Annotated in this window: 21 protein-coding genes; 6 read left to right on the top strand and 15 right to left on the bottom strand. The window is 68.9% G+C overall.

The window, feature by feature from the left end; translation table 11 throughout:
* Positions 1-246: 246 nt before the first annotated feature.
* Both mobF and ITJ40_RS16555 read left to right on the top strand, forming a co-directional pair.
* Positions 247-4,071 (top strand): MobF family relaxase, encoded by a 3,825-nt coding sequence (mobF, locus tag ITJ40_RS16560; protein WP_194668128.1) that lies wholly within the window; start codon positions 247-249, stop codon positions 4,069-4,071.
* A 59-nt stretch (positions 4,072-4,130) separates the two neighbouring features.
* On the top strand, positions 4,131-5,627 hold the full coding sequence (locus ITJ40_RS16555; RefSeq protein WP_194668127.1) for a hypothetical protein: 1,497 nt from the start codon (positions 4,131-4,133) through the stop codon (positions 5,625-5,627).
* A 61-nt stretch (positions 5,628-5,688) separates the two neighbouring features.
* Here ITJ40_RS16555 and ITJ40_RS16550 read toward each other — a convergent pair whose 3' ends face one another.
* From ITJ40_RS16550 to ITJ40_RS16500, 11 genes are read right to left on the bottom strand one after another with little or no spacing between them, the layout of a single operon-like run.
* Entirely contained in the window at positions 5,689-6,177 is a 489-nt protein-coding gene (locus tag ITJ40_RS16550; RefSeq protein WP_194668126.1) for a DUF4913 domain-containing protein, read from the bottom strand.
* A complete protein-coding gene (locus ITJ40_RS16545) occupies positions 6,167-7,882 on the bottom strand; it encodes a TraM recognition domain-containing protein (protein ID WP_194668125.1) in 1,716 nt (571 codons plus the stop codon). Before ITJ40_RS16545 ends, ITJ40_RS16550 begins: the two co-directional genes overlap by 11 nt.
* 46 nt (positions 7,883-7,928) lie before the next feature.
* On the bottom strand, positions 7,929-8,384 hold the full coding sequence (locus tag ITJ40_RS16540; RefSeq protein WP_194668124.1) for a hypothetical protein: 456 nt from the start codon (positions 8,382-8,384) through the stop codon (positions 7,929-7,931).
* Positions 8,381-9,457: a hypothetical protein gene (locus ITJ40_RS16535; protein ID WP_194668123.1), complete on the bottom strand. Its 1,077-nt coding sequence runs from the start codon at positions 9,455-9,457 to the stop codon at positions 8,381-8,383. Before ITJ40_RS16535 ends, ITJ40_RS16540 begins: the two co-directional genes overlap by 4 nt.
* Positions 9,454-10,104 carry a hypothetical protein gene (locus ITJ40_RS16530; protein WP_194668122.1) on the bottom strand — a complete coding sequence of 217 codons (651 nt, stop codon included), beginning with the start codon at positions 10,102-10,104 and terminating at the stop codon, positions 9,454-9,456. The genes ITJ40_RS16535 and ITJ40_RS16530 overlap by 4 nt, the downstream gene beginning before the upstream one ends.
* Complete coding sequence (locus ITJ40_RS16525) at positions 10,101-11,588, bottom strand: hypothetical protein (RefSeq protein WP_194668121.1); 1,488 nt, start codon at positions 11,586-11,588, stop codon at positions 10,101-10,103. The genes ITJ40_RS16530 and ITJ40_RS16525 overlap by 4 nt, the downstream gene beginning before the upstream one ends.
* Positions 11,585-13,201 carry a hypothetical protein gene (locus ITJ40_RS16520; protein ID WP_194668120.1) on the bottom strand — a complete coding sequence of 539 codons (1,617 nt, stop codon included), beginning with the start codon at positions 13,199-13,201 and terminating at the stop codon, positions 11,585-11,587. Before ITJ40_RS16520 ends, ITJ40_RS16525 begins: the two co-directional genes overlap by 4 nt.
* Complete coding sequence (locus ITJ40_RS16515) at positions 13,201-14,574, bottom strand: hypothetical protein (protein ID WP_194668119.1); 1,374 nt, start codon at positions 14,572-14,574, stop codon at positions 13,201-13,203. The genes ITJ40_RS16520 and ITJ40_RS16515 overlap by 1 nt, the downstream gene beginning before the upstream one ends.
* Positions 14,574-15,227: a hypothetical protein gene (locus ITJ40_RS16510; RefSeq protein WP_194668118.1), complete on the bottom strand. Its 654-nt coding sequence runs from the start codon at positions 15,225-15,227 to the stop codon at positions 14,574-14,576. The genes ITJ40_RS16515 and ITJ40_RS16510 overlap by 1 nt, the downstream gene beginning before the upstream one ends.
* A 26-nt stretch (positions 15,228-15,253) precedes the next feature.
* Positions 15,254-15,574, bottom strand: a complete 321-nt coding sequence (locus ITJ40_RS16505) for a hypothetical protein (protein WP_194668117.1) — start codon at positions 15,572-15,574, stop codon at positions 15,254-15,256.
* Entirely contained in the window at positions 15,571-16,710 is a 1,140-nt protein-coding gene (locus ITJ40_RS16500; protein WP_194668116.1) for a hypothetical protein, read from the bottom strand. The genes ITJ40_RS16505 and ITJ40_RS16500 overlap by 4 nt, the downstream gene beginning before the upstream one ends.
* 438 nt (positions 16,711-17,148) lie before the next feature.
* Here ITJ40_RS16500 and ITJ40_RS16495 point away from each other — a divergent pair, with 438 nt between their 5' ends.
* Positions 17,149-17,556 carry a helix-turn-helix transcriptional regulator gene (locus ITJ40_RS16495; protein WP_194668115.1) on the top strand — a complete coding sequence of 136 codons (408 nt, stop codon included), beginning with the start codon at positions 17,149-17,151 and terminating at the stop codon, positions 17,554-17,556.
* On the opposite strand, the gene ITJ40_RS16490 is transcribed toward ITJ40_RS16495, so the two are convergent.
* From ITJ40_RS16490 to ITJ40_RS16475, 4 genes are read right to left on the bottom strand one after another with little or no spacing between them, the layout of a single operon-like run.
* The gene (locus ITJ40_RS16490; protein WP_194668114.1) at positions 17,546-18,685 is read right to left on the bottom strand and encodes an alpha/beta fold hydrolase; all 1,140 of its coding nucleotides are present in this window, start codon (positions 18,683-18,685) and stop codon (positions 17,546-17,548) included. The two genes, ITJ40_RS16495 and ITJ40_RS16490, sit on opposite strands and share 11 nt — an antisense overlap.
* Entirely contained in the window at positions 18,682-19,695 is a 1,014-nt protein-coding gene (locus ITJ40_RS16485) for a hypothetical protein (protein ID WP_194668113.1), read from the bottom strand. Before ITJ40_RS16485 ends, ITJ40_RS16490 begins: the two co-directional genes overlap by 4 nt.
* Positions 19,692-20,195, bottom strand: coding sequence for a hypothetical protein (locus tag ITJ40_RS16480; protein WP_194668112.1), 504 nt, complete (start codon positions 20,193-20,195; stop codon positions 19,692-19,694). Before ITJ40_RS16480 ends, ITJ40_RS16485 begins: the two co-directional genes overlap by 4 nt.
* Positions 20,192-20,878 (bottom strand): helix-turn-helix transcriptional regulator, encoded by a 687-nt coding sequence (locus tag ITJ40_RS16475; RefSeq protein WP_228512770.1) that lies wholly within the window; start codon positions 20,876-20,878, stop codon positions 20,192-20,194. The genes ITJ40_RS16480 and ITJ40_RS16475 overlap by 4 nt, the downstream gene beginning before the upstream one ends.
* A gap of 126 nt (positions 20,879-21,004) precedes the next feature.
* On the opposite strand from ITJ40_RS16475, the gene ITJ40_RS16470 reads away from it, so the two are divergent.
* The 3 genes from ITJ40_RS16470 to ITJ40_RS16460 all read left to right on the top strand — a co-directional run bounded on the left by ITJ40_RS16470 (position 21,005) and on the right by ITJ40_RS16460 (position 23,687).
* Positions 21,005-21,247, top strand: a complete 243-nt coding sequence (locus ITJ40_RS16470; RefSeq protein ID WP_194668110.1) for a hypothetical protein — start codon at positions 21,005-21,007, stop codon at positions 21,245-21,247.
* Between the two features lie 137 nt (positions 21,248-21,384).
* Entirely contained in the window at positions 21,385-21,603 is a 219-nt protein-coding gene (locus ITJ40_RS16465) for a toxin-antitoxin system (RefSeq protein WP_194668109.1), read from the top strand.
* A 230-nt stretch (positions 21,604-21,833) separates the two neighbouring features.
* Positions 21,834-23,687 (top strand): helix-turn-helix domain-containing protein, encoded by a 1,854-nt coding sequence (locus ITJ40_RS16460; protein WP_228512768.1) that lies wholly within the window; start codon positions 21,834-21,836, stop codon positions 23,685-23,687.
* Positions 23,688-23,828 lie beyond the last annotated feature (141 nt).

The following is a 23,828-nucleotide window of genomic DNA, read 5'->3' as shown; positions in this document are numbered from 1 at the left end:
GGGATGACGGAGCTCGGCACGCCGAGCCCACTCCCCCGCCGGCCGCCGGCGGCGGCTCGGCGGAAGAGCTACGACGCGCTCTCGTTCGCTCTCCATCGGTCGTTCCTCCCTCGGCTCGCTCACTTCGCGGTCTCCGCTCTTCCCCCGCAGCTTCTACGAAGCTGGCCAATCAGCTCCCTCGTTCCTCAGTCATCGATCTGTCACACCTCTGGCATCTCGGATCAGTGAGGTAACCTGTGCCCCGTGATGACCATGCACATCCTCTCCGCGGGGGACGGGTATGCGTACTACACGAGCGAGACGGTGACCGGTGACGTGCCTCGGGAGGCGGGCCGCGAGCTCGGTGACTACTACACCGCGGAGGGCAACCCTCCCGGCGTCTGGATGGGCTCTGGGCTCGACGCGCTGGGCGTCTCGGGCGCTGTCACCGAGGAGCAGATGAAGGCGCTCTACGGCGAGGGTCTGCACCCGGACGCGGAGCGCATCATCGCGCAGGCGCAGGCTGCCGGCGCGAGCGTCGAGGAGGCGACCGCGGCGGCCAAGCTCGGTCGCGCGTACTACGCCTACGGGGCCGGCGGCAGCGACCTCCGGGAGAAGATCGACGAGGGCTACGCCCGGTTCGAGCGCATGAATCACCGCGAGCCTGACGCCGCCGAGCGTCGGGCTATTCGCACCCGCGAGGGCGCGCGGGCGTTCCGTGAAGCGAAGGGCCGCGAGCCCGCGGACAAGGAGGAGCTCGGCCGGTACATCACCGCCGCATCGCGTCCGACGCAGCAGGCCGTGGCCGGGTTCGACCTCGTGTTCTCCCCTGCCAAGAGCGTCTCCACGCTGTGGGGCCTCGGCGACGACGAGACGCGCCGCGTGATCGAGCAGGCCCACGAGGATGCCATCGCCGACACGGTGAAGTACCTCGAGCGCGAGGCCGTGGCCACCCGCGCCGGCCGCAACGGTGTCGCGCAGATCGACGTCGAAGGCGGGATCGTCGCGACCCGGTTCCGGCACTACGACTCCCGCACCGGCGACCCGCAGTTGCACGACCACCTCGTCGTCGCGAACAAGGTCAAGGGGTCCGACGGCAAGTGGCGCACCATCGACTCCAAGCTCCTCCACCGCCAGGGCGTGGCCGCCTCGGAGTTCTACAACTCCCGCGTGATGGAGCGGGTCTGTGGCGCCCTCGGGGTCACCACCGAGCACCGCGTCGTCACGGCGGGCAAGCGGCCCGTGGTCGAGATCGCCGGTGTCGACCAGGGCCTCCTCACGGGGTTCTCGACCCGGTCCACGAACATCCGCAAGCAGCTCGCCAACCTCGAGCGGGAGTACACCGCCGAGCACGCGCGCACCCCAAACCAGGCGGCCCGCATCAAGCTCGCGCAGCAGGCGACCCTGGACACCCGGCCCATGAAGGACAGCGGCCGATCCCTCGCCGCGCTCCGCGACTCGTGGCGCGCACGAGCGACCGAGGCTGTTGGGACGCACACGGTCATGGGTCTCCTCGCGAGCGCTCGGGCGGCCGCTCGGGACCGCGCCGAGACTCCCCGGGTGCCGGAGACCCTCGACGTCGAGGAGGCCGCCAGGCAGGTCGTGGAGACCGTGTCCGAGTACCACCCCGTCTGGGGCCCGCACATGATCGAGGCCGAGGCCCGCCGGTACATCCAGGGCGCGCGCATCGCCGGCATCGACGTGCCCGAGGACGCCGCGGAGGCCATCACCCGCCGCGCTCTCGGCACGGACTCCCTCGCCCTCACCCCGGATGGCCCGCACGCCGCGTTCGCCCCGCTCACTCGCCGAGATGGCGCCAGCATCTACGAGCACAAGGGCCGGCAGCTGTTCACCTCGAGCACCGTCCTCGAGGCGGAGGAGCTGCTGCTGGATGCCGCCCGCGACCGCACAGTCCGGCCCGTGAGCCGCGAGACCTTCGACCGCATCGCCGAAGAGGAACAGGCCGGCAGCGAGCACAAGCTCGACCCCGGACAGCTCGCCCTCGCCGGGGAGTTCGCGACATCCAGCACACGCCTGCTCGTCGGCTCTGGCCCTGCCGGCACCGGCAAGACCACCGCGCTCCGCGTCGCCGCGCGCGCGGTCGAGGCCGAGGGCGGCCGGCTCCTGGCGCTTGCCCCGTCGGCCGCGGCTGCGCAGGTCATGGCCGACGCGCTCGAGGTCTCCGCCCGCACCATCCACTCGTTCACCTACGGCCTCGGGAGCCTCGACGAGCTCAACCGGCACGAGGGCCCGATCGAGGGCGTCGACCTCTCCCCCGGTGACGTGATCGTCGTCGACGAGGCCGGCATGGCGGGCACCGTCAACCTCGCCAAGGTCGTCCGTGTGGCCGAGCTCCACGGCGCGCACGTCCGGTTCATCGGCGACGACCGCCAGCTCACGGCCGTCGAGGCCGGCGGCGCCCTCCGCCTCCTCGAGCGCGAGGTGGGGTCCATCAAGCTCGACACGATCCACCGCTTCCGGAACCCTGACGGCAGCACGAACACGGCGGAGGCGGCCGCGTCGGAGCGTCTCCGGGATCCCCTGCAGTCCGGCGACCCGTTCGCCTGGTACCTCGGCGAAGGCCGCATCGTTGCCGGCGACGTCGACCGGATGACCGGCGTCGTGTTCGGCGCCTGGCAGGCCGACGTCCTCGCCGGCAAGCAGTCCGTGATGCTCGCGCAGCGGAACGAGACCGTGGCCGAGCTCAACGGCCGCGCGCAGGCGTTCCGCATGAGCGACGGTACCGTCACCGGCCGCGCCCGGGTCGACCTCCGCGACGGGCTCAGCGCGCACAAGGGCGACCTCATCGTTAGCCGCGTCAACTCCCACGAGCTCCGCACCGACCGCGGCCGCGACCGGGTGAAGAACGGCGACCGGTGGAGCGTCGACAAGGTCCTCCGCGACGGATCCCTCGCCGTGACCCACCTCGGGCACGGCGGCCGCGTCGTCCTGCCGGCCGAGTACGTCGCCAGCAGCGTCGAGCTCGGCTACGCCGCCACCGTCCACCGCGCCCAGGGCCTCACCGCGGACACCTCCCACGTCCTCGCCGACAGCTCCACGACCCGCGCGATGGCGTACGTGGCCATGACCCGCGGCAAGGAGTCGAACCGCCTCTACGTCGAGGCCGACGACGCGCAGACCATGGGCGACGTCCTCGAGCAGATCGCCAACAACTTCGACGGCATGCTCAGCGCGCACGAGACCATCCGGGCCGAGCAGACCCGCGTCGGAGATCTCGTCGTGCTGGTCGACCAGTACCAAGACGTCGCGGAGCGGGCCGACGCGACCCGGTTCGAGCGCATCGCCCGGCAGGCCGTCGGCCGCCGCGTCGCCCGCGAGCTCCTCAGCGACGAAGGGTGGGGCGCGCTCGAGGCTTCGCTCCGTCGCGCTGAGCGGGCAGGCTACGACCCCGCCGACGCCCTGTACCAGGCGTGGGAGAAGGACACGTTCGACAACGCCCGCAACAAGCCGGCCGTGCTCGCCTCCCGCGTCGACCTCGACGTGCGCGCCTACACCAACGCCTTCCCGCCGGCGCCGCTCGAGGAAGCCGTGCCGACCTGGATCGCCGACCGCGCACCCGTCGACTCCCCGCACACCGATCCCGCGTGGCGGACACACCTCGCCGAGCGATACGACTACCTCGCCGCCCGCCTCGAAGAGCGCGGCGACGCCCTCGCCGCGGAACCGCCGGCATGGGCGCAGGGCCTCGGCACCGTGCCCGAGGACGAGCGGCGGGCAGACTGGACCCGGCTCGCGGCGGAGGTCGACCTGTTCCGGCGCCGCTACGGCATCGACGAAACCGAGCCCGACGCCGTGCCCGCCGGCTACCGCGACAAGACGCTCGGCGCCGAGCTGCAGAGCCGCGTGACGGCACTGCACAAGTCCACGGCGCTCCGAGAGCACGCCCAGTCGGCACCGGGATCCCTCGCCGACCGGCTCCGCGACCAGAAGCGTGCGGAGTCCGAAGCCCGGCTCGACCGGCTCCGCCGTGCCGGCGTCGACGCCCGCGCGAACGGACGCACCACCACTGACCCCGAGCACACGCCACAGGACGGCGATCGTGCTCGAGGGGATGACGGCCGGGAACGGTAGACATCCCGTTCCACCCGGGCACCACACCGGTGCCCGCGCAACCCAAAGGAGAGAGCACCATGAGCGACACCAGTCCCACCGGCTCCCCTGCCGGCACCCCCAACGAGGCGTACCGCCTCAGCATCACCCAACAGACCGCCCTCACCAAGGAGCTCCGCGCCTACGCGCGCGACATCGCACGAGGGCAGGTCCTCATCGTCGAGTATGACGAGGCCGAAACCCTCGAGGAGATGCGCCGCGTCGAGGCAAACGTCGCGCGCGTGAACAACAGCATTCTCGAGACAGCCGGCCGCTACACCGACCTCGCGGACAGCATCGAACAGACAGGCGAACTCGGGCTCGTCGCCCTGCAGTCGTGGGAGCTCACCGAGATCGCCGACGTCGCCGGTTGGGACGACCACTCCCGGGACGCCTCAGACGAGCTCCGGGAGCTCGCCGAAGTCGCGCACGAGGCGCGCCGAGCGGCTGAACCCATCGACGAGACGGAACGGCTCATGGAGCGCGACGAGATCCGGCGAAGGGACAACGAGTCCGCGTACTACGCGGAGCTCGAGGATCCCCGCGAGCAGGGGGCGGCCGTGGAAACCGGTCCGGTGTCTGACCTCGCCGATTCGGACTTTGAAGCCCACGGAGAGGCGTTGCCCTTGACACCGCTGCAGCGGAGTGCGGTGACCTACGAACTCCGTCGACACGCGGAACTCATGCGGGAAGACGGCGTCCGCGACAACAGCACCGCCGGGAGCATCAATCGCTACCTCGAGCTCGCAGACACCGTCGAGCGAACCGGCGAGCTCGGGCCGGACGAGATCCGGTCACGAGAGCTTCGCGAAATCGCGAGCATCAACGGTTGGCGCAACCCCTCCACCCCGGCCGCGTTCCGAGAGATCGTGGATGGCATGGCCGCGGCGGAGCACCGCGGCCACGAGGCGTGGGCGGCCGCGAATCGCGACGAGCCGCTCGAACATGCACCGGCCGCGGATACCCTTCGGACATCACAGATAGCCGAAGCGCTCACGTTCGGCATCGACGGGGAGACCCCGGATGCGAACAACGCGCGCGCGTCCGCGGCCGAGGGACAGGAACCGTTCGGGGCGCGCCAGGTCGTCGACCACGGCGGCGACCTCGCCGCGGCCGTCGAGTCGCCCGAGTTCCGGGACGCGCTGCAGTCGGAGCTTGGACCCGAGGGCCAGGGGGCCAATGCGGTCGAGACAGCGCGCGCGGGGATCCTCGCCGACCTTCACGAGCGGGGCGCCGTCACTGTCGCGCAGCGTGACCCAGCACCGGCTGTCGAAGAGCGGGTCGACGCCGCACCGGTGCGCGACGTGCCCCTCGATCGTTCGACGGAGGAGGAGCGTCCGGAGCAGGCCGAGTCCGGGCCCCGCTCCGTCATCGACCGGATCCGCGCGAAGCTCCACCTCGACAGCGAGGCCCGCGCCGAGCGCCTGAGCGCGGTCGGGATCACGCTCCGACCGCAGGAGACCTCGACCGCGGCCGAGCAAGAGCGCGCACAGGCTCAGCAGCCCCGCGCGTACGGGCTCGAGGACACAGCGCGGTAGCCGCTGCAGGCACAACGATGGGGCACCCGGATTCGGGTGCCCCATCGTCGTCTGTGCGGGCCTACTGCGTCGGCGCCGAGCGCGTCCAGCCGGCGGGCGGCCGCGCGGCGTCCACCAGGGGCGTGCGCTCGCCCCCGTTCTCATGCAGGTGCCCCAGGGCCTTGTCGCAGTTGCGGAACGGGCCCGTGCGCGAGTCGAACAGGATCGGCGCGTGGTGGTCCCAGTGGTACACCCACCAGGAGGATGCGGCCGCGAGGTCATCGTCGTTCGCGTACGCCTGTGTGCGGGCGGTCCAGAGCGCGAACAGGCGCTCGACGGCCTCGGGGTGCTTCCACCACTCCGGGCACCAGGACGGACGCTTCTCGCTCCACACGTACTCGACGATGGAGCAGTGCTCCACCACCCACTCGACGAAGAGGTCATCCACCGTCGGGTCCGCGTCGACGTCTGCGACGTCGGCGCCGGCGGGCTCGCGGGCTGTGCCGTTGACGACCGTGCCGGCGTCGTCGACAGCGAGCTCCTGGCCCTCGGGGCTCTCGCTACTTGTCATGCGCCGCTACCTCCTCAGTCGCGCTCGGCGTGGGTGTGCCGGCGCCCTTGGCGTCAATGAGCGCCTTGATCCTCCTGTCGCGGAACCAGGGCAGCGCGTCGACGATCACAGGACGGGTGTTGGAGTTGAAGACCACCGCGCGCCACAGGGGCAGGTTGGCCAGATCGTCGACCGAGAGGATCGGGACGCGCCTGGTGCTCGTTGACGTCGACGACGAGCCGCTGTCCTGCGTCGATTCGCTGTGCGTGGATTCGTCGCGCTCCCCGATCAGGTTGGAGAGTCCGCGGAGGAAGTCGGGATCCATGGCGCCGCCGCCGAACACGCGGGTCACTGCGGCGCCCCAGATCGCTCCCCACCCGTTCGGCCCGAAGGCCTCCACCGCCTGGTCCTTCGACTGGAAGTAGGTGTTGATCGGCATGCCCAGCGAGCCGTAGAACGAGTACACGGACGGCAGCGCCGGCCACCGGACGATGTTGGCGCACTCGTCGAGCTCGATCACCAGCGGGACGGGCAGCCGGCCGCCTGAGCGCTGCGCGAGTCGTTCGCCGGTCTTGCAGATGGCGCGCACCAGCGACGTGAGGATGGCGCCGGCGGACCCGACCCCATCCTTCGAGAGCAGCACCAACAAGTCCTCGGACCGAACGAACGCCTCGACGTCGAACCGGCGGACCCCCTCCGCGCTCGTCCACTCGAGGAGCTCGTCATAGGCCATCGCGCCGGCCATTCGTTGCGCTGTCGCGTACACGCTCTGACGGGTCCGGTCGGCCCACTTCTCGATCCCCAGCAGCGTCTCCGCCGGCCCTCGCCTCCCGTGGCGGTTCAGGATCTCCACGACCGCGTCGGCGTCCTGCTTGGTGATCCACCGATATACCCGCGATAGCGGCAACTCATCGAGCGCGGCTGCGAGGAGGAAGTACGCCAGCATGTTGCGGCCCGGCTCGTCGAACTGCGGATCTCCGCCGCGGTCCCCTTCCTTCCGCGTCGACGCCTCGAAGATCTCCGCGAGCTCGCGGGCGTCCTCGGCCGATGCCACGTACTCGAGCGGGTTGAACACGAAGTCGGGGCCGGCCTCGTGCCGGTAGATCCGGTTGGGATCGAAGAGGTAGGCCTGCCCGCGTCCGCGACGTCCGCGAAGTACCTGCCCGACGCCGTCGATCTTGTTCGACGTCATGATGGCCGCGCCGGGAGCCTCGACGACGTGGCGGACGACGACGCCCGACGTCTTCCCTCGGCGGGTCCCGAACAGGTACACGCCCGTCTCTTCCCACCCCTGATACACCCACTTCCGCGTGCCGACGATGCGCGCCACCTTCTGCCCCGGTCCCACCCGCTCCGCGTTCGGATGGAGCCGTTTCGCCTCCACGGTCCGCGCCCGCTCCCGGAGTACCGCGTTCATGGGGTTCGCGGACATCAACTTGATCGAGTCCGTTGCTGCGTCCGGAGTAGACCTGCTCAGAAGGAGGAGAACGCCGGTTAGCAGCCCGATGACGATCGCCACCAACACGCTCACCCAGAGGCCCCATCCGGCAGGCAGGGGGATCTCCTGTGTGAGAACGCCCCAGACGTATTCGAGGGGGTTCCAGGTCACGGGCGCGGTGAGTCCGGCGAGGTTCGCGGCGACGTGGATCCCCACCATCATGGCCATGGACATGGCCGCGATGGCGACGATTGCCCCGGCGGAGGACAGGAGGTCCGCGCGCTTCACCGGAATCCTCCCCTGGTGCGGCCGGTGGCGCCGGGTGCTGTGGTGGTCATGCGCGGTTCCTTTCGTCGCTGTGGTGCACTCGGTAGGTCAGATCGCGAGCGAGCCGAGCGTCGGGCTCGTCGCCGGTGAACCTCTTGGCCACGCGCGCCGTCACGCCCGTGATGAGGGCCACTTCGGTGGCGCCGGAGGCGGCCAGGCGGGCGAGAACCCAATACCGGTCCTTCCGGGTGGTGAGGTCGGCGAGGGTCGCGTGGCGGTAGTTCTCCTCCACCTGGCGGTGCAGGTCACGGACCAGGCACACGTCCTCGTCGACGTCTTCGCCGTCGAGCTGGTAGCCGAACGCGACAGGTCGCCCGGTCGCGGCGATGACGGCGGCCGTGTGCTCCTCGATCGCGTCGCTCAGCCACATCGCCACGGTGACGAGACTCGGGTCGTCGGTGTTGATGATGGTCCACGCCCCACCCGCGAGGTTCGCGGTCGAGAGCGTCGTCGTGCCCGTCATCCGCCCGGCGTCGCGGTCAGCGGAGCCGTGGCGCCCCGGACGTCGACGTGCAGATGCGTGCACGGATCCGAGAAGGCGGTGATGTTCTGGAACGTCATCGCCGGCCGGCACTGGACCTGCCCCGCGTGCGAGCCCTTGGGCATGATCGTGTCGAGGTACGCCAGCAGCTCGAGCGACGCCGGGTCTCCCCCGGTCGTCGTCCGTCCCCCGATGCTGTTGAAGTCGACGGCCGTCGACGGCGAGGTGCAATGGGCGGAGTACTCGCAGTGCAGCCCCTCACCGGCGCAGGGCCGGTTGATGTCGCTGACGCCCACGGAGCCGTACTTGTTCAGGACGAGGACGAGGATCTGGAGCACGCGCGGGTCGATCTGGCACTGCGCAGAAGCGGTGCCGTCGGCCATGCCGTTGAGCTCGTCGAGCATCTTGGGGTTGTAGTCGGTGAGCGTGCCGGCCGCGCGCGCTGCGATCAGCGTCTTCGCGGACTGCTCGCCGTTAGCGGTCGCCGCGCACCCAGACGAGACCTTCTTCCCGGTCACGGCGGCGACGACGGCCTGCGCATCCGTCCAGAAGGGAGCGTAGTGATACGGGTCGGCGTTGCCCTGCACCGCGTGCGCGGCGAGCGTCGGTTCCAAGCTCTCCCAGTCCGGGACCTTCACGAGCCGTGTGAGGAACGCGGTGGCCGCGGTGGCGGGATCCAAGCGCGCCGACCGCGGACCGTAGGACTCCCCCTGTTGCAGGACACCGATGGTGCTGTTGTCCACGGCGTCGCCGTGGTCCGGGTTCGACAGCGACGACTCGCCCATGGCGGTCATGATGAGCACGGTCTGTGCCTGCTGGTTGGCGCCGAGCTTCGCGGCCGCGTCCAGAAGCGTCGCGGCCATGCGGACCTGATCGCCGGACCAACGCCCCACCGACGCAGGCAGGTCGCCGGCCGCGGACACTCCGGGAGCCGAGGCCGTGCCGCACGCTGCGGCGGAGGCCGCCGACTTCCCCCCGCCCGCGCCGACGATGAGCATGAGCAGGACCGCGACGAACACCAGCGGGGCGGCGAGGAAGCCCGCGAGGGCCTTCACGGCGTGGTCCCGGGGAGGAGAGCGCGCTGCACCAGCCAGTCCCCCGTGTTGGTTGCGAGCATGAGCACCTGATACGTGCCGGCATCGGTCGGCACGGTGATGGTCGCCGACGTCATGGTGTTCGTGCCCTGCTCCGCCAGCGCGGCCGAGCCAGTAACACGTGTGCCCGGGACGCTCGACTGCCCGGTGCCGGTGCCGGTGCCGGTGCCGGTGCCGGCGTAGGCGGTCTGCGAGTACGGCGTCAGGTAGCCCGTATAGCCGTCCGCCCAGCCCGTCCCGGTGATGTCCTTCCGGGTGAAGGCTCGGACGAACGCGGCCGCCGTGAGCTCCGCTTTCGCCGCGATGGAAGGGGTGATCGAGTCACCCGACGGGATCACGTCGCCAGGGGCGGCCGACGAGGCGTCCACAGCGTCGTCGGAGTCCTGGTCATCCATCCCGTTCGCCGGGACCGGGGGCGCCGGCGTGAAGCCGCCGACGTCGACGGTCGGGACGCCGGACGGATCCCCGGCTGAGGACGCCGCGTCGTCGGCCGCCGGAGACGACGCGGCGTCCTCGGGCCCCGCCGCCGGCGCCGACGTGCACCCGACGAGCACGAGCGCGGCCGCCAGGGCTACCGCGACGATGGGCGCGGTCCGGGCTCGCATCACGCGCCCTCCCTCTCGCCCAAGAGCCCCTGCGAGGTGTCGGTGACGCGGGCCTCGAGCGAGGACCGCACGTGACGCACGCGCGTCTCGGCGGCCGTGCCCACCTTCTTGAAGTGCTGCCCAGCAGGCAGGGTCATGAGCTGCTCGACGGCGCCGGGCTTGAGCCCGGCGAGGTTGGCGACCATCTCGGCGTCGTCGCGTTTGGACTGCCGGAACAGATGCAACGTTCCTGCCTCTTTGATGAACGCGATCGCGGGGTCATCCGCCGGCACATCGGACGGGTGGTGCAGATTCACGATGTTCGACATGCCGTTGGCGCGGGACACCTTGGAGTTTGCCTGGATGACCTTCCCCATCGGGCCGCCGACGAGGAACCAGCCCTCGTCGACGCAGAAGTTCGTGCGGAACTTGCCGCCCGATGCGCGGATCGAGCCGATGGTCCACGCGTTTGCGAGCATCATGCCGATGGAGCGGGCAGGTCCGTCCTCGGGGAGTTGGGAGAAGTCGAAGAACGTGGCCTTTTCGCCCAACTTCACCGACCTGCTCGTGTCGCCGTCGAACAGACCGGGGAGCTCCTCGGGAAGCCGTTCCAGGAGCACCCGCACGCCGTACCCGGCCATGAACATCGCGTCCTTCGCGTGCGTGGGCAGGGCGCGGAAGTCGTCGATGTCGTCGACGTTGCCGAGGTACGGCAGCACGTCCATCACGGTCACATCCCGGCCGAGCTCGGCCACATGCGCCTCAGCACGCTTCAGCGCGGCCCGGACGGCCTTCTTCTCGAACCGGTCAAGCTCCGTGTTCTCGTTCAGGATCGCGGCGGCTTGCAGGAGGATGCCGATCGCGCCCGCGCCGGTCGTTCCCTCGCGGGTGAGACGGAGCTTCGGGTCGCACAGGTTCAGGGTGGAGGACGTCGTGTCGCCGATCTCGCACCGGATCGGTGTCACGCCGATCTCCACCGCGGTCGCCGTGTACTCACCGCAGCCCGCGGAGGGCCCCGCGGGCTTGATGTCGACGACGATCACGCGGCGGCCCGCCAGCGTCAGCGGGCGCAGCACGTAATCGCACTTCATCAACGTGGACTTGTACACGCCGACGTCGCCCAGGGTGCAGACGTTCGGAGATTCGACCTTGCCGTCTCGATATGCCTGGATCTGGTCGTTAGTCGCGGGCGTCTTCGAGAGGGTCTCTACCCCGGAGAGGAGGCCTTGAAACTGCATGGGAGCGGCGATGATCGCCGTGTTCAGGATCTCCGCTTGGCGGGTCGTGGTCGGTGCCCCTGCTGATGCGGGGACGTAGTACCCGAGCCGATCCAGCAGCCGGTTCCGTCGCGGGATCCAGCCGGGCTGCTCGGGCATGGCGTACTCATCGACCACGGCGGTGGGACTCGTGTCGGGGGCGGCCGGCTGTCGGCGACGCTTGCCGAGCACGCTCCGGCGAGACGGCAACTCGTTCGGGTCGTCGACGGGAGTGCGGATCGTGATGCTCATAGGGCCTCCTCGGGCTCTCTACCCGCGGCGAACTGCTGCACGCGGTCGCTGACGGTGGCCTTCGCCGGGACAATTCCGCGCCCGACGGGCCAGGTGAAGGCGTGCGCGGCGGACTGCCGGACGTCTAACCACTCGAGCTGCGAGATGCCCGCGTCAGACGCGGCCTCGGCGATGTGCTCGCAGGCGTCGAGCAGCCCACGCTCCGTGCCAGCCGAGACGGTGATGTACCCGACCCAGTTGCACCCGTGGAATCCCGTGCCCGGCATCAGGTCCTCGTAACGCTGGGTCGCTGCTTTCGCCTCGACTTTCAACGTCGCGTCCTCGAGAACTCCGGCACGTGCCTTTGCGTTCTTGTCGGCAATGTCGGACGTGATGTCCTGTTCATGCAGGAATCGCGAGGCTTCCTGGGGGATTACTTCTAAATGAAATGCAATGGTCCGAACGACCTGCTCATGCATCCCACCCAACAGGGGACTCATCCACAAGCTCGAGCGTTCGATGACGGCGAGGTTCCCGGCCGATATGCGGGCCGTGCGGGCGAGGGACTGGCTCACGTCGCCGCCGATGGGCGCCCCGGCGTAGCGGGTGAACGACCAGTGATCCTCCGAGGGCAGCCACCCGGTGGTCGGGGTGACATCGGAGACCCGGTCCATGGCGTATCCGGGGTGCTGCATGTGCCGGATCACGGCCGCGGTGGCCCGAGCGGACAGGATGCGCACATCGCGGTACCCCGCGGCGGACATCGCCCGCTCAACCCCGCGGATCTCGTCTCGCATGAGCTCGCGCCACCCATCCAGGCCCGGTCCGCGGCGAGTCGCTCGAGACCGGAAGGTCTCGGTGACCGGGAACGACATCACGAACATCGGTCGCTGCACGAGCTGGCCAGACATCACGATGTCGATGACCTCCTTGTACGAGCGCAGGATGGACTCCGGCACGTCCGAATCGCCGTTGTCGAGGACCCATTGCTCGTGCCGAGCGGGATCCGCCGGCAGTGCCCGCGTGATGGGCTGGACCCGCTTCGCCAGGCTCGCCCTCGAGCCGAGCGCGCTGAGGATCGCCCCGAAGCCGGCGCTGGCGGCGTCGAACACCTCGTCGGTCTCGATGCCCTCCACCTGGCCGGTCGTCGAGACGACGATGGCCAGGTACTCCTCCCTGCCGGGCTCGCGGTGCCACTGGATGCCTGGGATTCCGCGGCCGTCTTGCAGCCACGTCATGCCCTCGACGCCATCGGGGGTGGCCCGCATGGCATGAAGTCGCCGCTCAGCCTCCGCGCGCTCCCCGCGCAGAGCTTCGTCCCAGGCGTCGACGAGCGCCTGCCACCCCTCCTCCGTGTACGGGAGGAAGTTGGTCGTTCCGCGCTTCTGGCGCTCTTTCCACCGGCGCCGGTTGAGGTATCGGTGCAGCGGAGTGCCGTTCTCCGTCGACATCGTGAGCAGCCACGCGATCGACGGCAGAACGACGAGCAGCACCACGCCGGCGATCTGGAAGAACACGGCCGTCGTGAGCGCGATGACGGCTGCCACCCCGACCGACCAGAGCCGCGCTTTCGAGACGCGAGCGCCGAGGAAGCCGCGGTGTGCGCTGTCACCACCGAGATACGAGACGCGCATCAGTTCTCCCTGTGGTCGCCGGCGTCAGCCGCCTGGTGGGCGGCTTGTTCGGCCGCCTTCGACGCATGATGCGCGACCTTCACCGCTGCATCGAGGATGAGCATCGACATCCCCAGCGGGGCGCCCACGCCTGTTGCAGTGGCCGCCGCTCCCGCAGTCGCCATGCCTCCACCAGCGGCGGCGCCCCCGCCCGCCACGGTCGCGCCCTTGCCGGCCGTCGAGGCGGCCTCGGTTCCAGCCCGTCGGCCTGTGCTCGCCGCCTGCGACGACATCGTGGCAGGAGCGTCCGACGACGGCTCGTTAGACGCTCGGCGCTCAGCCGATCGGGACTGGTTGTCTGCCGTCTGCTGAGCGTTGAGCACCTGGCGACCCGGCTGGGGGGCCTGGTTCGGGGTGCTGAGGCCGCCCGATCGGGACTGCCCCCCGCCCCCGCCCGGCTTCGTGAACTTCGCCAACCGCATGAGCCCCATGGGCGCGAAAACCACCATCGCCATGAGAACCGTCGGCACGGCCAGGTTCACGAACGTGCGCATTGGATCCGAAATAGCGTCGTCGGTCGCTTTGAGAAGAAGGCCGTCAATCGCTTTGAATGCGTACCCGAGCACGAGAATGAGGAGCACGTGAGACGCCAGAATCGAGACCCAGATCAGCGGCCCGACCTTCGCGTTATGCCGGGTGTCGGGATGTGCCATCCACACCAGCCCCAGAGGAATAAGCGCACCAATGAGATACTGCGTGGCCACCTGCACCACGAGGATGAAGAAAACCCCAATCAACGCGAGGAACAGAATTGACAGCACCAGCATCGAAATCATTGCGCTGCCCACGAGCTTCGCAGCGTCACCCGAACTCGCTCGATCCGCCAGCGACGTATAGAAGTCCCCTGTCGTGGTATCGAGCAAGTTAACTGCCAGCGCTGAAGACAAGCCCACGAAGAACTTGGTGACAGCAGCCCCCAAGATGGGTCCAGCGAATGCAAAGATTATGAATGCAGGCACGGCATAGAAAAAAGATTGAACAATAGCCTTGGGGCCTATATCACCCCGAACGCGTCGGACGGTGACGGCGATCAGAATGAATGCGAGTATGAGAATCGCAACACCGAATGAAATCGCGTACGAGTCGCGCCACCATTCAAGCGAGTAATCGGGTTCCAGGACTTTGAGTGCGTAGGGGATCATAACTGCGCCGATTCCATGGATGCCCTCCTGCATCTTCTGGACCAGCCACCCCAGGGGGTCCTGACTGAACGCAATTGCCTGCACTGTGCCCTTGACGAGGCCCGTGCCGGCGTTGAACTCAAGCTGCGTGGCTTTGCCAATCGCATCGCCAACATCACACACGCTCTTAAGCGCGGGAATGCACTCAGCCATCAGCAACCTCCTTGGAATCGCTGCCCGGTTTCGATCATCTGCTGCACGGATTGGTCCGGTGTCCCCGTGGAGGTGAGGACCCACCCGTCCGCTGCCGGCGTGACCGTGTAGCGTTCGCCGCCGTATACGGTGCCGTGCGTGTCGCCGGGAATGGGTGAACCATTGCGAAGCTGCTCCGCGGTGATATCCACCGTTACCTCCTGTGCTGTCGCAGCTACCACCTTGTAGTAACCCTCGCCGAGGAACGAGGCGTGCGTGTTCCCATCGTCAGGAGCGATGCTCGAAGTGATCGAAGCGAAATCCGCTTGCGCGGTGCCGGTAGTCATTTCCGCTGTCACCTGTTCAACTCCGGACCGATAATTAGGGTCGGCCGCGGTGTAAAATTGGACCAGTGCCCCGAGGAACTCGACGGCTCCATTCGGAGTGAAGTCTTTCTTGGCACGGATCTGCCTGAGCTGCTCTGCTGTGATGCCGGGTCCGGCGAGACAACCGTTTGCACCCATTGCAGTGTCAGAGACCGATGCCTCGCCCGTCGGCGTGCTAGAAGGGGTGGGGGACGAGATGGACTCTGGTCCGCCGCGGAGGGCGAGGGTCGCCACAATGGAGCCGACGATAAGCAGGGTCGCGATCGTGCCGATCGCCCACCAGCCCATGCGGCCTGACCGTCGAGGAGCGCGTCTCATTTTGTGGGAATCGTGACGAGAGCACCGAACAGGATAGGCAACACTATGACCCCGATGATCGCGGCCGAAGTGCCGATGATGACGTTTCGCGCGTCTTCGGCTTCCTGGGGCTTCTTGGTTCGTTTAGCGTTTCGTAGACCAAGAATAGCTTTGATGAGCAAGAAGGCGAGGGCAAACAGAGCGAGGCCCATGAATCCGCCGAGAGCGATCACGGTGAGGTTGCGAAAGTCGGGGCCGAGCCAGTCAAAGTTCGGCTTGACGCCACACATGATGTTATCGGCGGCGCAGTCGCCCGCTGCGGTGATGATGTCGTTCATGAGGTGACCTTTCCGGTGTCCGCGGATCCATCCAGCGGAGTAGTGAGTGGTGCGGTGCCCTCCGCGAAGGATGATGAGGCGGCCGCGGAGGTGAAGATGGCCGAGAGGCTGTTGTCCTCGTGTTCATCTACCCCCTGGGAAGATGCGGGAAGCGCGGCGAGAGCTGGTGCGGCGGCCGAGCGGGCGGACACGGGCGGTGCCGCCGGCTCCGGGTATGGCGGCTCGGCCGGCTTCGCTCGAGGGGCCGTCGCGGCGGCACGGTGAGGTCCGCGCGGGCGCATGCTGAGGACCGGCGCGACCGCGCGTTGGAGCTGTCGGACCACGACCGCGCCGAGGGCCGTGAAAGCCTCTTGCGTGTCGCGCTCGAGGAGGTCGAACGTGATCTGCTGCCGATCTGCGATGTGCTGGTCGTACGGGATCGTCAGGCGGTGTTCGATCGCGTACAGGTCGAGCATCCGTTCGATGTCCGCGAGAACGTGTCCATGCTCGGTCCGTCCGTCGATCAGACGGACCACGACGGCATGCCGGGCGAGGTTGGCGGCGTGCCCGCCCATGTCGCGCAGCTCGTCGAGCAGGAGTCGAGCATCGGTGGCGGCGTCTCCCCCGGCGGTGATGGGGATGACCAGCACGTCGGTGGCCTTCAACGCGGCCACGAACGCGCTCGAGGTGTACTGGTTGCCGGAGTCCATGACGCGGACGCTGTAGAAATCGTCGAGCTTCGCCACGACGCGACGCACGGCCTCGCCATCCAGGGGGGCCCGCCGGCCCGGGGTCCCGATGACGTGTGCTCGCGTCGTCTGGGGCGCCGTATAGCCCGCGAGCTGGCCCGCGGTGGTGATCTGGTCGACGTCGCGCACGAGCTCGCCGAGACCCAGAGCGGGGGTGCGCTCGTGCTCGGCGCGGAACAGGAGCTTGCCGGGGTCGTCCGAGACCTCGACGATGACCACGTTCCCGCGTAGTGACGCGAGGACGCCAGCCAGGCACAGCGAGGTCGGGGTCTTGCCGGCGCCGCCCTTGGGATTTGCGACGAGTACAGAGACGGCACGCGTCCACGTGGCCTGTCGGATGGTCGTCTGGTTCTCCTCGAGCGCCGCGACTCGCTGTCTCGCGGCTGCTTCTGCGGCGCTCGGCTTCATGGGGATGCCGAGGCTCGACAGAACCCCACGGAATCCCGTGGTGGCCCGGTCTGCCTCTCCCTCAGCGTGCGCGGGCGCGCGACCGAAGACGATCTCCTCGGGTGCCTCGGGTGCCTCGGATGCCTCGGGCGGTGCCAGCGGCGTAGACGGGGCTTTGCCTTGACCTGGATCGGTCATCAGGACTCCTCTCAAGTGGTGTTACTGCGATATCTAGTGTATCGGTAACCGACTCACAAGCACATCCTTAGCGAGTGAAGAAGTGTGCATAATAGACTCACCGACGCTTGGTCAGTCATCGGAAAGTGCGCAGGGCTGATTAAGCAGGAGGTGTCGCGGCGACTCTTGGGGCCTCCAGCAAGGAAAATGGAGCGCATGTCTCCAAGAGTCGAGTGGCCAACCCCGGAACCGAGGCCCGTGGACGTCGAGATAGCAATCCTGGTGAACGGCAATCGTTCGCGCGCCGAAGTGCTGCGCTACCTCGACACTGTGACCGGCGCCACCCGCGGGCTCATCGCCCGAGAGACCGGCATTCCCTACGGTTCGCTCGGCCGGCTCCTCAAGGAGTTGGAGGACTACGGCGTCATCACGGTCGAGTACGGTCGCGACGCCCAGGTCGGAGACGGAGCAACTCGACAGCAGAACGGCATGTATTCGCGCAACCACTACCGCGGGTGGGAGCTGGACCTCGCCTGGCACAACTACACGAACCCCTCGCGGCCGCGGACCATGGAGCAGCAGCTCGAGCTGGCCTTGCGCGACGCCGCCGACAACAAGACGTTGCGTGACCTCGCGGAGCAGCGTCTCCGCGAGCTGCGGGCCGAGCACGGCGCGGACGCTACGGCCTGAGGCGGTCGCGTACGACGCGCTCGAACAGCTCCCGATGCGCGTTCCACTCCATGAGGTGAGGGACCGGCGGGAACTCGCAGACGTCCACCGTTGACGGGTTCAAGCGCGCGAGCTCGTGACTCTCTCCGAGCTCGTTGTCCGTGTCGCCGGCGGAGTGTAGGACGAGCGTCGGGACGGGTACCGGCCGGTCCGCGCGTAGCCAGTCCAGTCGCTCGAACGACGTGGGCTCCTCCATCCGTGCGAGCTTGCTCAGCCCACGCGTTTCGAGGGACCGGTACAAGGGCGGACCCACCCACGCCGGCAGCCGGGCCGCCGCGATGCCGCGTGCAATCGACGACCGCCAGCTCACCGCAGGCCCGATGAGGACGAGCTGCGTGATGCGGTCGCGGAACCTCGACGACTCGGCCAGCAGGAGCGCGATCGTCGCACCCATCGACCAGCCGAAGAGGACGATCTCTTCCGCTCCGCTCTCGACCGCGAACGCGATGGCAGCATCCACGTCCCGCGCCTCGCGGATGCCCAGCGTGGATCCCCGAGCGGCGGCGCCAGCGGCCGCGTCGCCGTCGACATCGCCGTAGAACGCCGGCACGAGCGAGGTCATCGCGAGCTCGGCGGCGATCGGCACAGACCGCAGCGCGGATGCGCGCGACGACTTGATGCCGTGGAGGTGCAACGCCCACCGGCGCCCGTCACCGGCGGGAAGCACCCAAGCCGGCCGCTTGCCGTCTTCCACGGCGACGTCGACCTCCCGGAAGCTCAACCCCGTCGACGCGGCGTGCGCGAACGTGTGCCCCGTCCAGCGACCCTCCGTGATGTCACAGAGATCGCCGTACGACTCCAGGATGCGCCGTTCCACGACGTCGGACCGATCGACGAGCACGTCCCCGACGCGTAGGTGCCCGCGGGACCCGTTCACCCAGACGCCGTACTCCCCCGGCATCCGCGTTGCGTCCGTCGCAGGCACCCGGATCGAGTGCCGCGCGATGTCGACCGTGACGGGAATGACCTTCGTGCGCCCGCGGAGGACGAGCCTCCGCATGAGCGCCACATCGGCAGCGAGAGCGCCCGCGCCGAGCGCAGCGCCAGCCGCGAGGCTGATACCCCATGCGGCCGTCGACAGCGCCGTCACCGGACGACCTCGGCGATGGCGCGGAGCTCGTCCTCGACGCCGAGGTGCCGCAGGATCCCGGAGTTGGTGCGTTCGAGGAGCCGCCGCTCGCTCGACGTCAGCAGCGCGTTCTCCTCGTTCGTGGCGTCGTAGAGGCTGGTCGACTCCGAGTAGACCCGCGCACGTGGCTCGGCGCCGACGACGGCACCCACGGCACCGGAGAGCGTCAGCGGCACGTCGGTCACTTTCCGACGGATGAGCGCAAGGCGGAGCGCGCGCACGCGCCACACGGGCTGCAAGACCTTCCGCTGCCGCTGGATGAAGACGATCGCGAATGCGGCCATCAAGAGCAGCACGCCGGGGCCGAAGATCACGTAGAACAGGCCGCGCAGGTCCTCGTTCTGTGCGGCATCCCCCAGCTCGAAATGCGCATCGGTCAGGTACACGACATGCGTTGCGGCTGCGATCGCAACGAGCGCGAATCCGGCGAAGAACACCGCGGATACGCCGCGCAGTTTCTTTGCCCGGATCGCCGCGGAGCGACCCGACAGTATTCCGAGCGTCACGATGTAGAGCATGAGATACGCGTAGCACGCGGGGTCTGTGATGTGATCGCGGACGAATGTCTCCGATGTCGTGCCGCGGTCCTGGATGAACGCGAAGAATACCGCCTCACTGATGAGTACGGCGCACAGCGCGACCCACCAGGGGCGCGCTCGGCGGGGCTGGCCCGCTCCCAGACGGGTCGCCTGGTAGAAGAACCAGAAGGCGATGGTCGCGCATAGGGCCTGTGCGAGGTTCCAGAAGTTGGCCCCACCGAGAACGGCGTCGACCCATCGCAGCGGAAACAGCACCCCGAGCGTCAGCATGCCGATCAGGCCGAAGAGCGACGCGATCCAGGCCGGCCGGCGGGCCGGATCCTGGCTCGACCCGAACGCCCGGCCTACGAGGAGCGCGGCGCAGATCGCGAGCGACGCGATGATCGCGAGCTTCACCCACACCAGGGCTTCGTCGGGGATTGAGCCCATCATCCGAAGACGTCCTCCTCGGTTTCTAGCTCAGCACCAAGAAGGTGCGTCATGAGTCGGTAAGCGAACTCTTCGGCGACGAGCTCGGAGACGCTGCGGGTGAGCCCACGCCCGCGGGCGCCGATGACTCGCTCCCCCAGCGTGCCGCCGTCAGTCAAGTCGATACCCGTTCCCCGCAGGACGTCACAGTCCTCGTGCTGGAAGGCTGCATGCCCGAGCTCGTGGCAGATGCAGTGGAGCTGATAGGACAGAGGGTCGGATAGCCGGAACGAGACATATCCGCGGCTCGGGGTGTCGCGGAAAAGGCCCGTGAGCTGCCGGAGTCGGGTGTCTGACACGGCATGCAGAACGATGGGCTTTCGGTAGATTGCCGAGACGCTATCGACGACTTCCTTAATTGACATGCCCGGCTCAAGGGCGAGCCGGTCGATCATGGTCGAGACGGCCGCCGTGACGTTGAACGGTTCGCCGTTGTACTCATCTTCGGCCGGCCGGATGCTCACTCGTGATTCCCTCCTGGATCACTGTCCCGGACGAGCTTGGCAATGGCCAGGATCTCATCGGGGCTGAGGCTCGACAGGTTGCGAGCCGCGATCCGTAGCGTCCCAGACGTGCGCATGGCGTGCGCTAGCTCCTCCTCAGCCTCTACCCGTGCGGCGAACTCCTGGTCTCCGGACGTCAGGTAGTCACGGGGCACGCCGAGAGCGGAGCTGATCGCGCCGAGCAGCTCGTGAGACGGGAGGGCGCCCACTTCGCCGTCGAGGAGGTCGTGCCACTCGTTCTGCGACAGCTCGATGCCAACGCGCGCGGCCGCCGTCGCCACGGTGCCGTAGCCCCCTTCCCGGCGTAGGCGAGAGATCGCCCGAATGCGCCGGGCGAGCTCTCGCGGGTCGTCGTGGGCCTCGACCCCGGCTGCCGGCGCGGTCTCGGCTGCTGTCAGCGTTCCGGTCTTCGCGGCGCGCAGCGTCTCGACCGCATCGACCTCGAGGAACCGGCATAGGACGTCCAGTTGCTCGACGTCCATCCGGCGCTTCCCGTGCAGCATGCGAGAGAGCTGTCCCTCGGAGACGTCGACTGCTCGTGCCGCCTCAGCGAGCGAGACTGCGCGGTCGACCATGCGTCCGCGGAGGACGCGTCCGAGCGATCGCGTGAGGGCTCCAGGAAGGGCCTGGGGGGCGAGCGGCATGTCATCTCCAGAGGGTCGAAGAGTCGGTGGCTGTCTGTTACGGTCTTGCCAAACGTAACCGTCTTGCCAGACTACCTGATCTCGGGAGCCTGCTGGGAACGGCCTCAACTGCACGAGGGGATCACTATGGCTGAGCGCTCCTGTATCGATCTGCAACTGGCACTCAATACCGTCGAGGGCGTCGAGACCATGCGCGCTCTCGACTGCGGGCCCCTGGCGCTCAGCGACCTGGAGCGCCGGACGGGCGTCGACGTAATGCGCCTCGCTCGTGTCATCCGCACGCTGACCGCCTATGGCGTCCTGATGCGTCGACCGAGCGGCGAGTATGCCCGTACTGACATCTCTGCACGCGAGGCGGTCGCTCACTGACGCCTTGATCCGCGCGTGACGACGAAATCCCCGGCCAACCCCATACGTGGGCTAGCGTTGGATCGGTAAGCGATCAACATGCCGACACACCGCACCGCGTCCCCCAACCTGTAACAGCGCCACGAGAGGATCGCCTCATGTCAAACCCAAGCAAGGGAGAGCGCCTTCTCCTCGGCACGCGACCACTCCTGCCTGTCACGAAGGCAGCCCAGAAGCGCAGGGTCGAGCTCGGCTATCCGTCGATGAGTGACTACATCGCCGCGCTCATCGCGCGCGACGTCCAGATGCCTGACCTGGCCCCCAAGCCGGTCTCCCACTCCACCTACGAGGAGCTGCCGATCGCAGACGTCGCTTAAACGAAGGAGCCCGCCGCTTGCGCGACGGGCTCCTGCAAGTTTCGTAGCTCAAACCCTCCTCGCCTGCCAGCACTGAGGTTCGAGCTAATCAAGTTCCACCGGCCCTCACGGGAGGCTTCTCTATGCCCAGGAGCATAGCGCACGACGCGCCAAATGCACCTGCGCACGCCGAATTCGCGGCTGCGTGGGACCTCACGCGCCGCCTGAGCCCGCGCGACCAGGTGCGGGCGATGGTCCATGACGCCTACGGCCGCCTGGACGGCAACAGCTACCCGCGCCTGCACCGGCTCGGCCCCTTGGCGCCGTCGACGCCGTGGGCGATCCGCCTGGCGGATCCCGCCGGCCGGTTCCGGCTGCTGTGCTTCGACTTCGACGGCAAGGACAGCACGGGCGTCGTCGCGGAGCTGATGGAGCAGGCGCAGGACCAGGCGGCCGTGCTCTCGCGCACGCTCGACGAGCTCGCGATCGCACACGTACTCTGCCGCTCCTCTGCCGCCGGCGGCCGCCACGTCTGGGTGGCCGTCGACGGCGGCGCCGACGCCGCCCACGTCGGCGCCCTCGCGGCTGCCGCTCACGCGTGCTTCCGCACGCTCGACCACGGGATGCTCCGCAACCCGGCCGAGGGCGCCGCCCGTCCCCCGCTGTCCCCGCACCGCGACGGCTCGTCGTCGACGATCCTCGCCGGCGACGTCGACGTGCTCCTGGCGCCGTCGACGACGCCGGCCGACCTGGACGCGCTCACCGCGCTTCTCCTCGAGCGGGCGCCGGCGCCGCGCGCGGCCGACAGCGCCCCGTCCGGGCGCGTCGACGTCCGCCACCGGACGCACCGGGAGCTGAGCCGTGCGGGCGCGGCGCACATGGCCACGATCGACGGCGGCGGGAACCCGTCGTGGACGGGCTTCATGTGCCTCCTCGCGGCCGCCAACGCCGGCTGGACCCTCGGCGACGTCGAGCACGCCGCCCGGACGGCGCCGGGCATGGAGCACTACCGGACCAAGAACACCGGCCGCGGCGGCCGCCGTACCCGCAGCGCCTCCGAGGCGCGCGAGCGCCTGGAGCGGCAATGGACCAAGGCCCAGCAGTACGCGGCCGTACAGCGGCCGCTCCCGGCCCGCCGCGAGCCTCAGGACCTCACGGAGCTCCACGCGATCGTCGCGGACGTCGACGCCATCCTCACGTCCTTCCGGGTCACCCCCGGCCGGTGGGGCCGCAGCGAGGCCGACGCCTCTCGGCGCTCGATCCTCACCGCGCTCACCTACCTCACGCTGCAGACCGGGAAGCGGACCGTCGCGGCCTCGATCCGGGATCTCGCCCTCATGGCGGGCCTTGGCCGCAGCACCGCGCAGCGGTCCCTCCAAGCCCTCCAGGAGGCCGGATTCGTTGCCCGCGTCACCGCGGCCGACGCCGGCAACGCCGCCGAATGGCGGGTGACCTGGCGAGTTTCCACAGCTCACGGTGCAGTTGGGTCACAACCAATCGATAACCCCCGCCCCCCGACCGAACTCTTCGCGCATCGCGCCGAGCTCGTCGCTCTCCTCGAGCACGAGCTCGTCGACCAGCGACACGATCTGTTCACCCGCCCCGGCCTTGGACACCTCGCCGGCAGGCTCTACGCCACACTCGGCCAGCACACCGCCCTCACCCGCGACAGCGCTGCCCGCATCCTCGGCGTGAGCAGGCGCCACACCGCGACGATCCTCAGCCGGCTCCGCCAGCACCGCCTCATCAAGACCCACAGAGACGGATGGGCCCGAGCCGCCCGCGACCTCCGGGACGCCGCGGCGCGTGCGGTCGACGTCGCCGGGATCCTCGTCGACCGCGCACAGCGGTACCAAGCCGAGCGGGAGGTCTGGGCCTGGTGGAACGCCGAGCTCACGACGATGCACACCACTCCCCGAGCCCGCCCCCGACGCCCCACCGTGTCGAGCCGGCCCCTCTTCGCAGCACCCACCGCTGGCGAGCGCGTCTGGCCCCGCTACCCCCGGACGGCTACACGTGCCGACCATCGTGCAGCTCTAGCGCTCGTCCTCGACGGCGCCCTCAACCCCGAAGCACGATGGCAGTACCTCGGCGAGGCCGCCTAGCTCCTGCCAGCGTCGAAGCCGTGCACTCCCTCGGTCAGCGTCGCCGTTTGGAGGATCGGTGGTGCGCCGCGCGGCGGGACCGCCCTGTCCGACCGGCCGGAGCCCTACGTCCGGCGTGCGCGGGCCATCGCCCCGCCCGTG

The organism is Clavibacter sp. VKM Ac-2872 (genome assembly GCF_015351105.1).
Lineage (GTDB): Bacteria > Actinomycetota > Actinomycetes > Actinomycetales > Microbacteriaceae > Clavibacter.
Note: the sequence above shows the minus strand (reverse complement) of the source record. Positions and strands in the feature narration are given on the sequence as shown.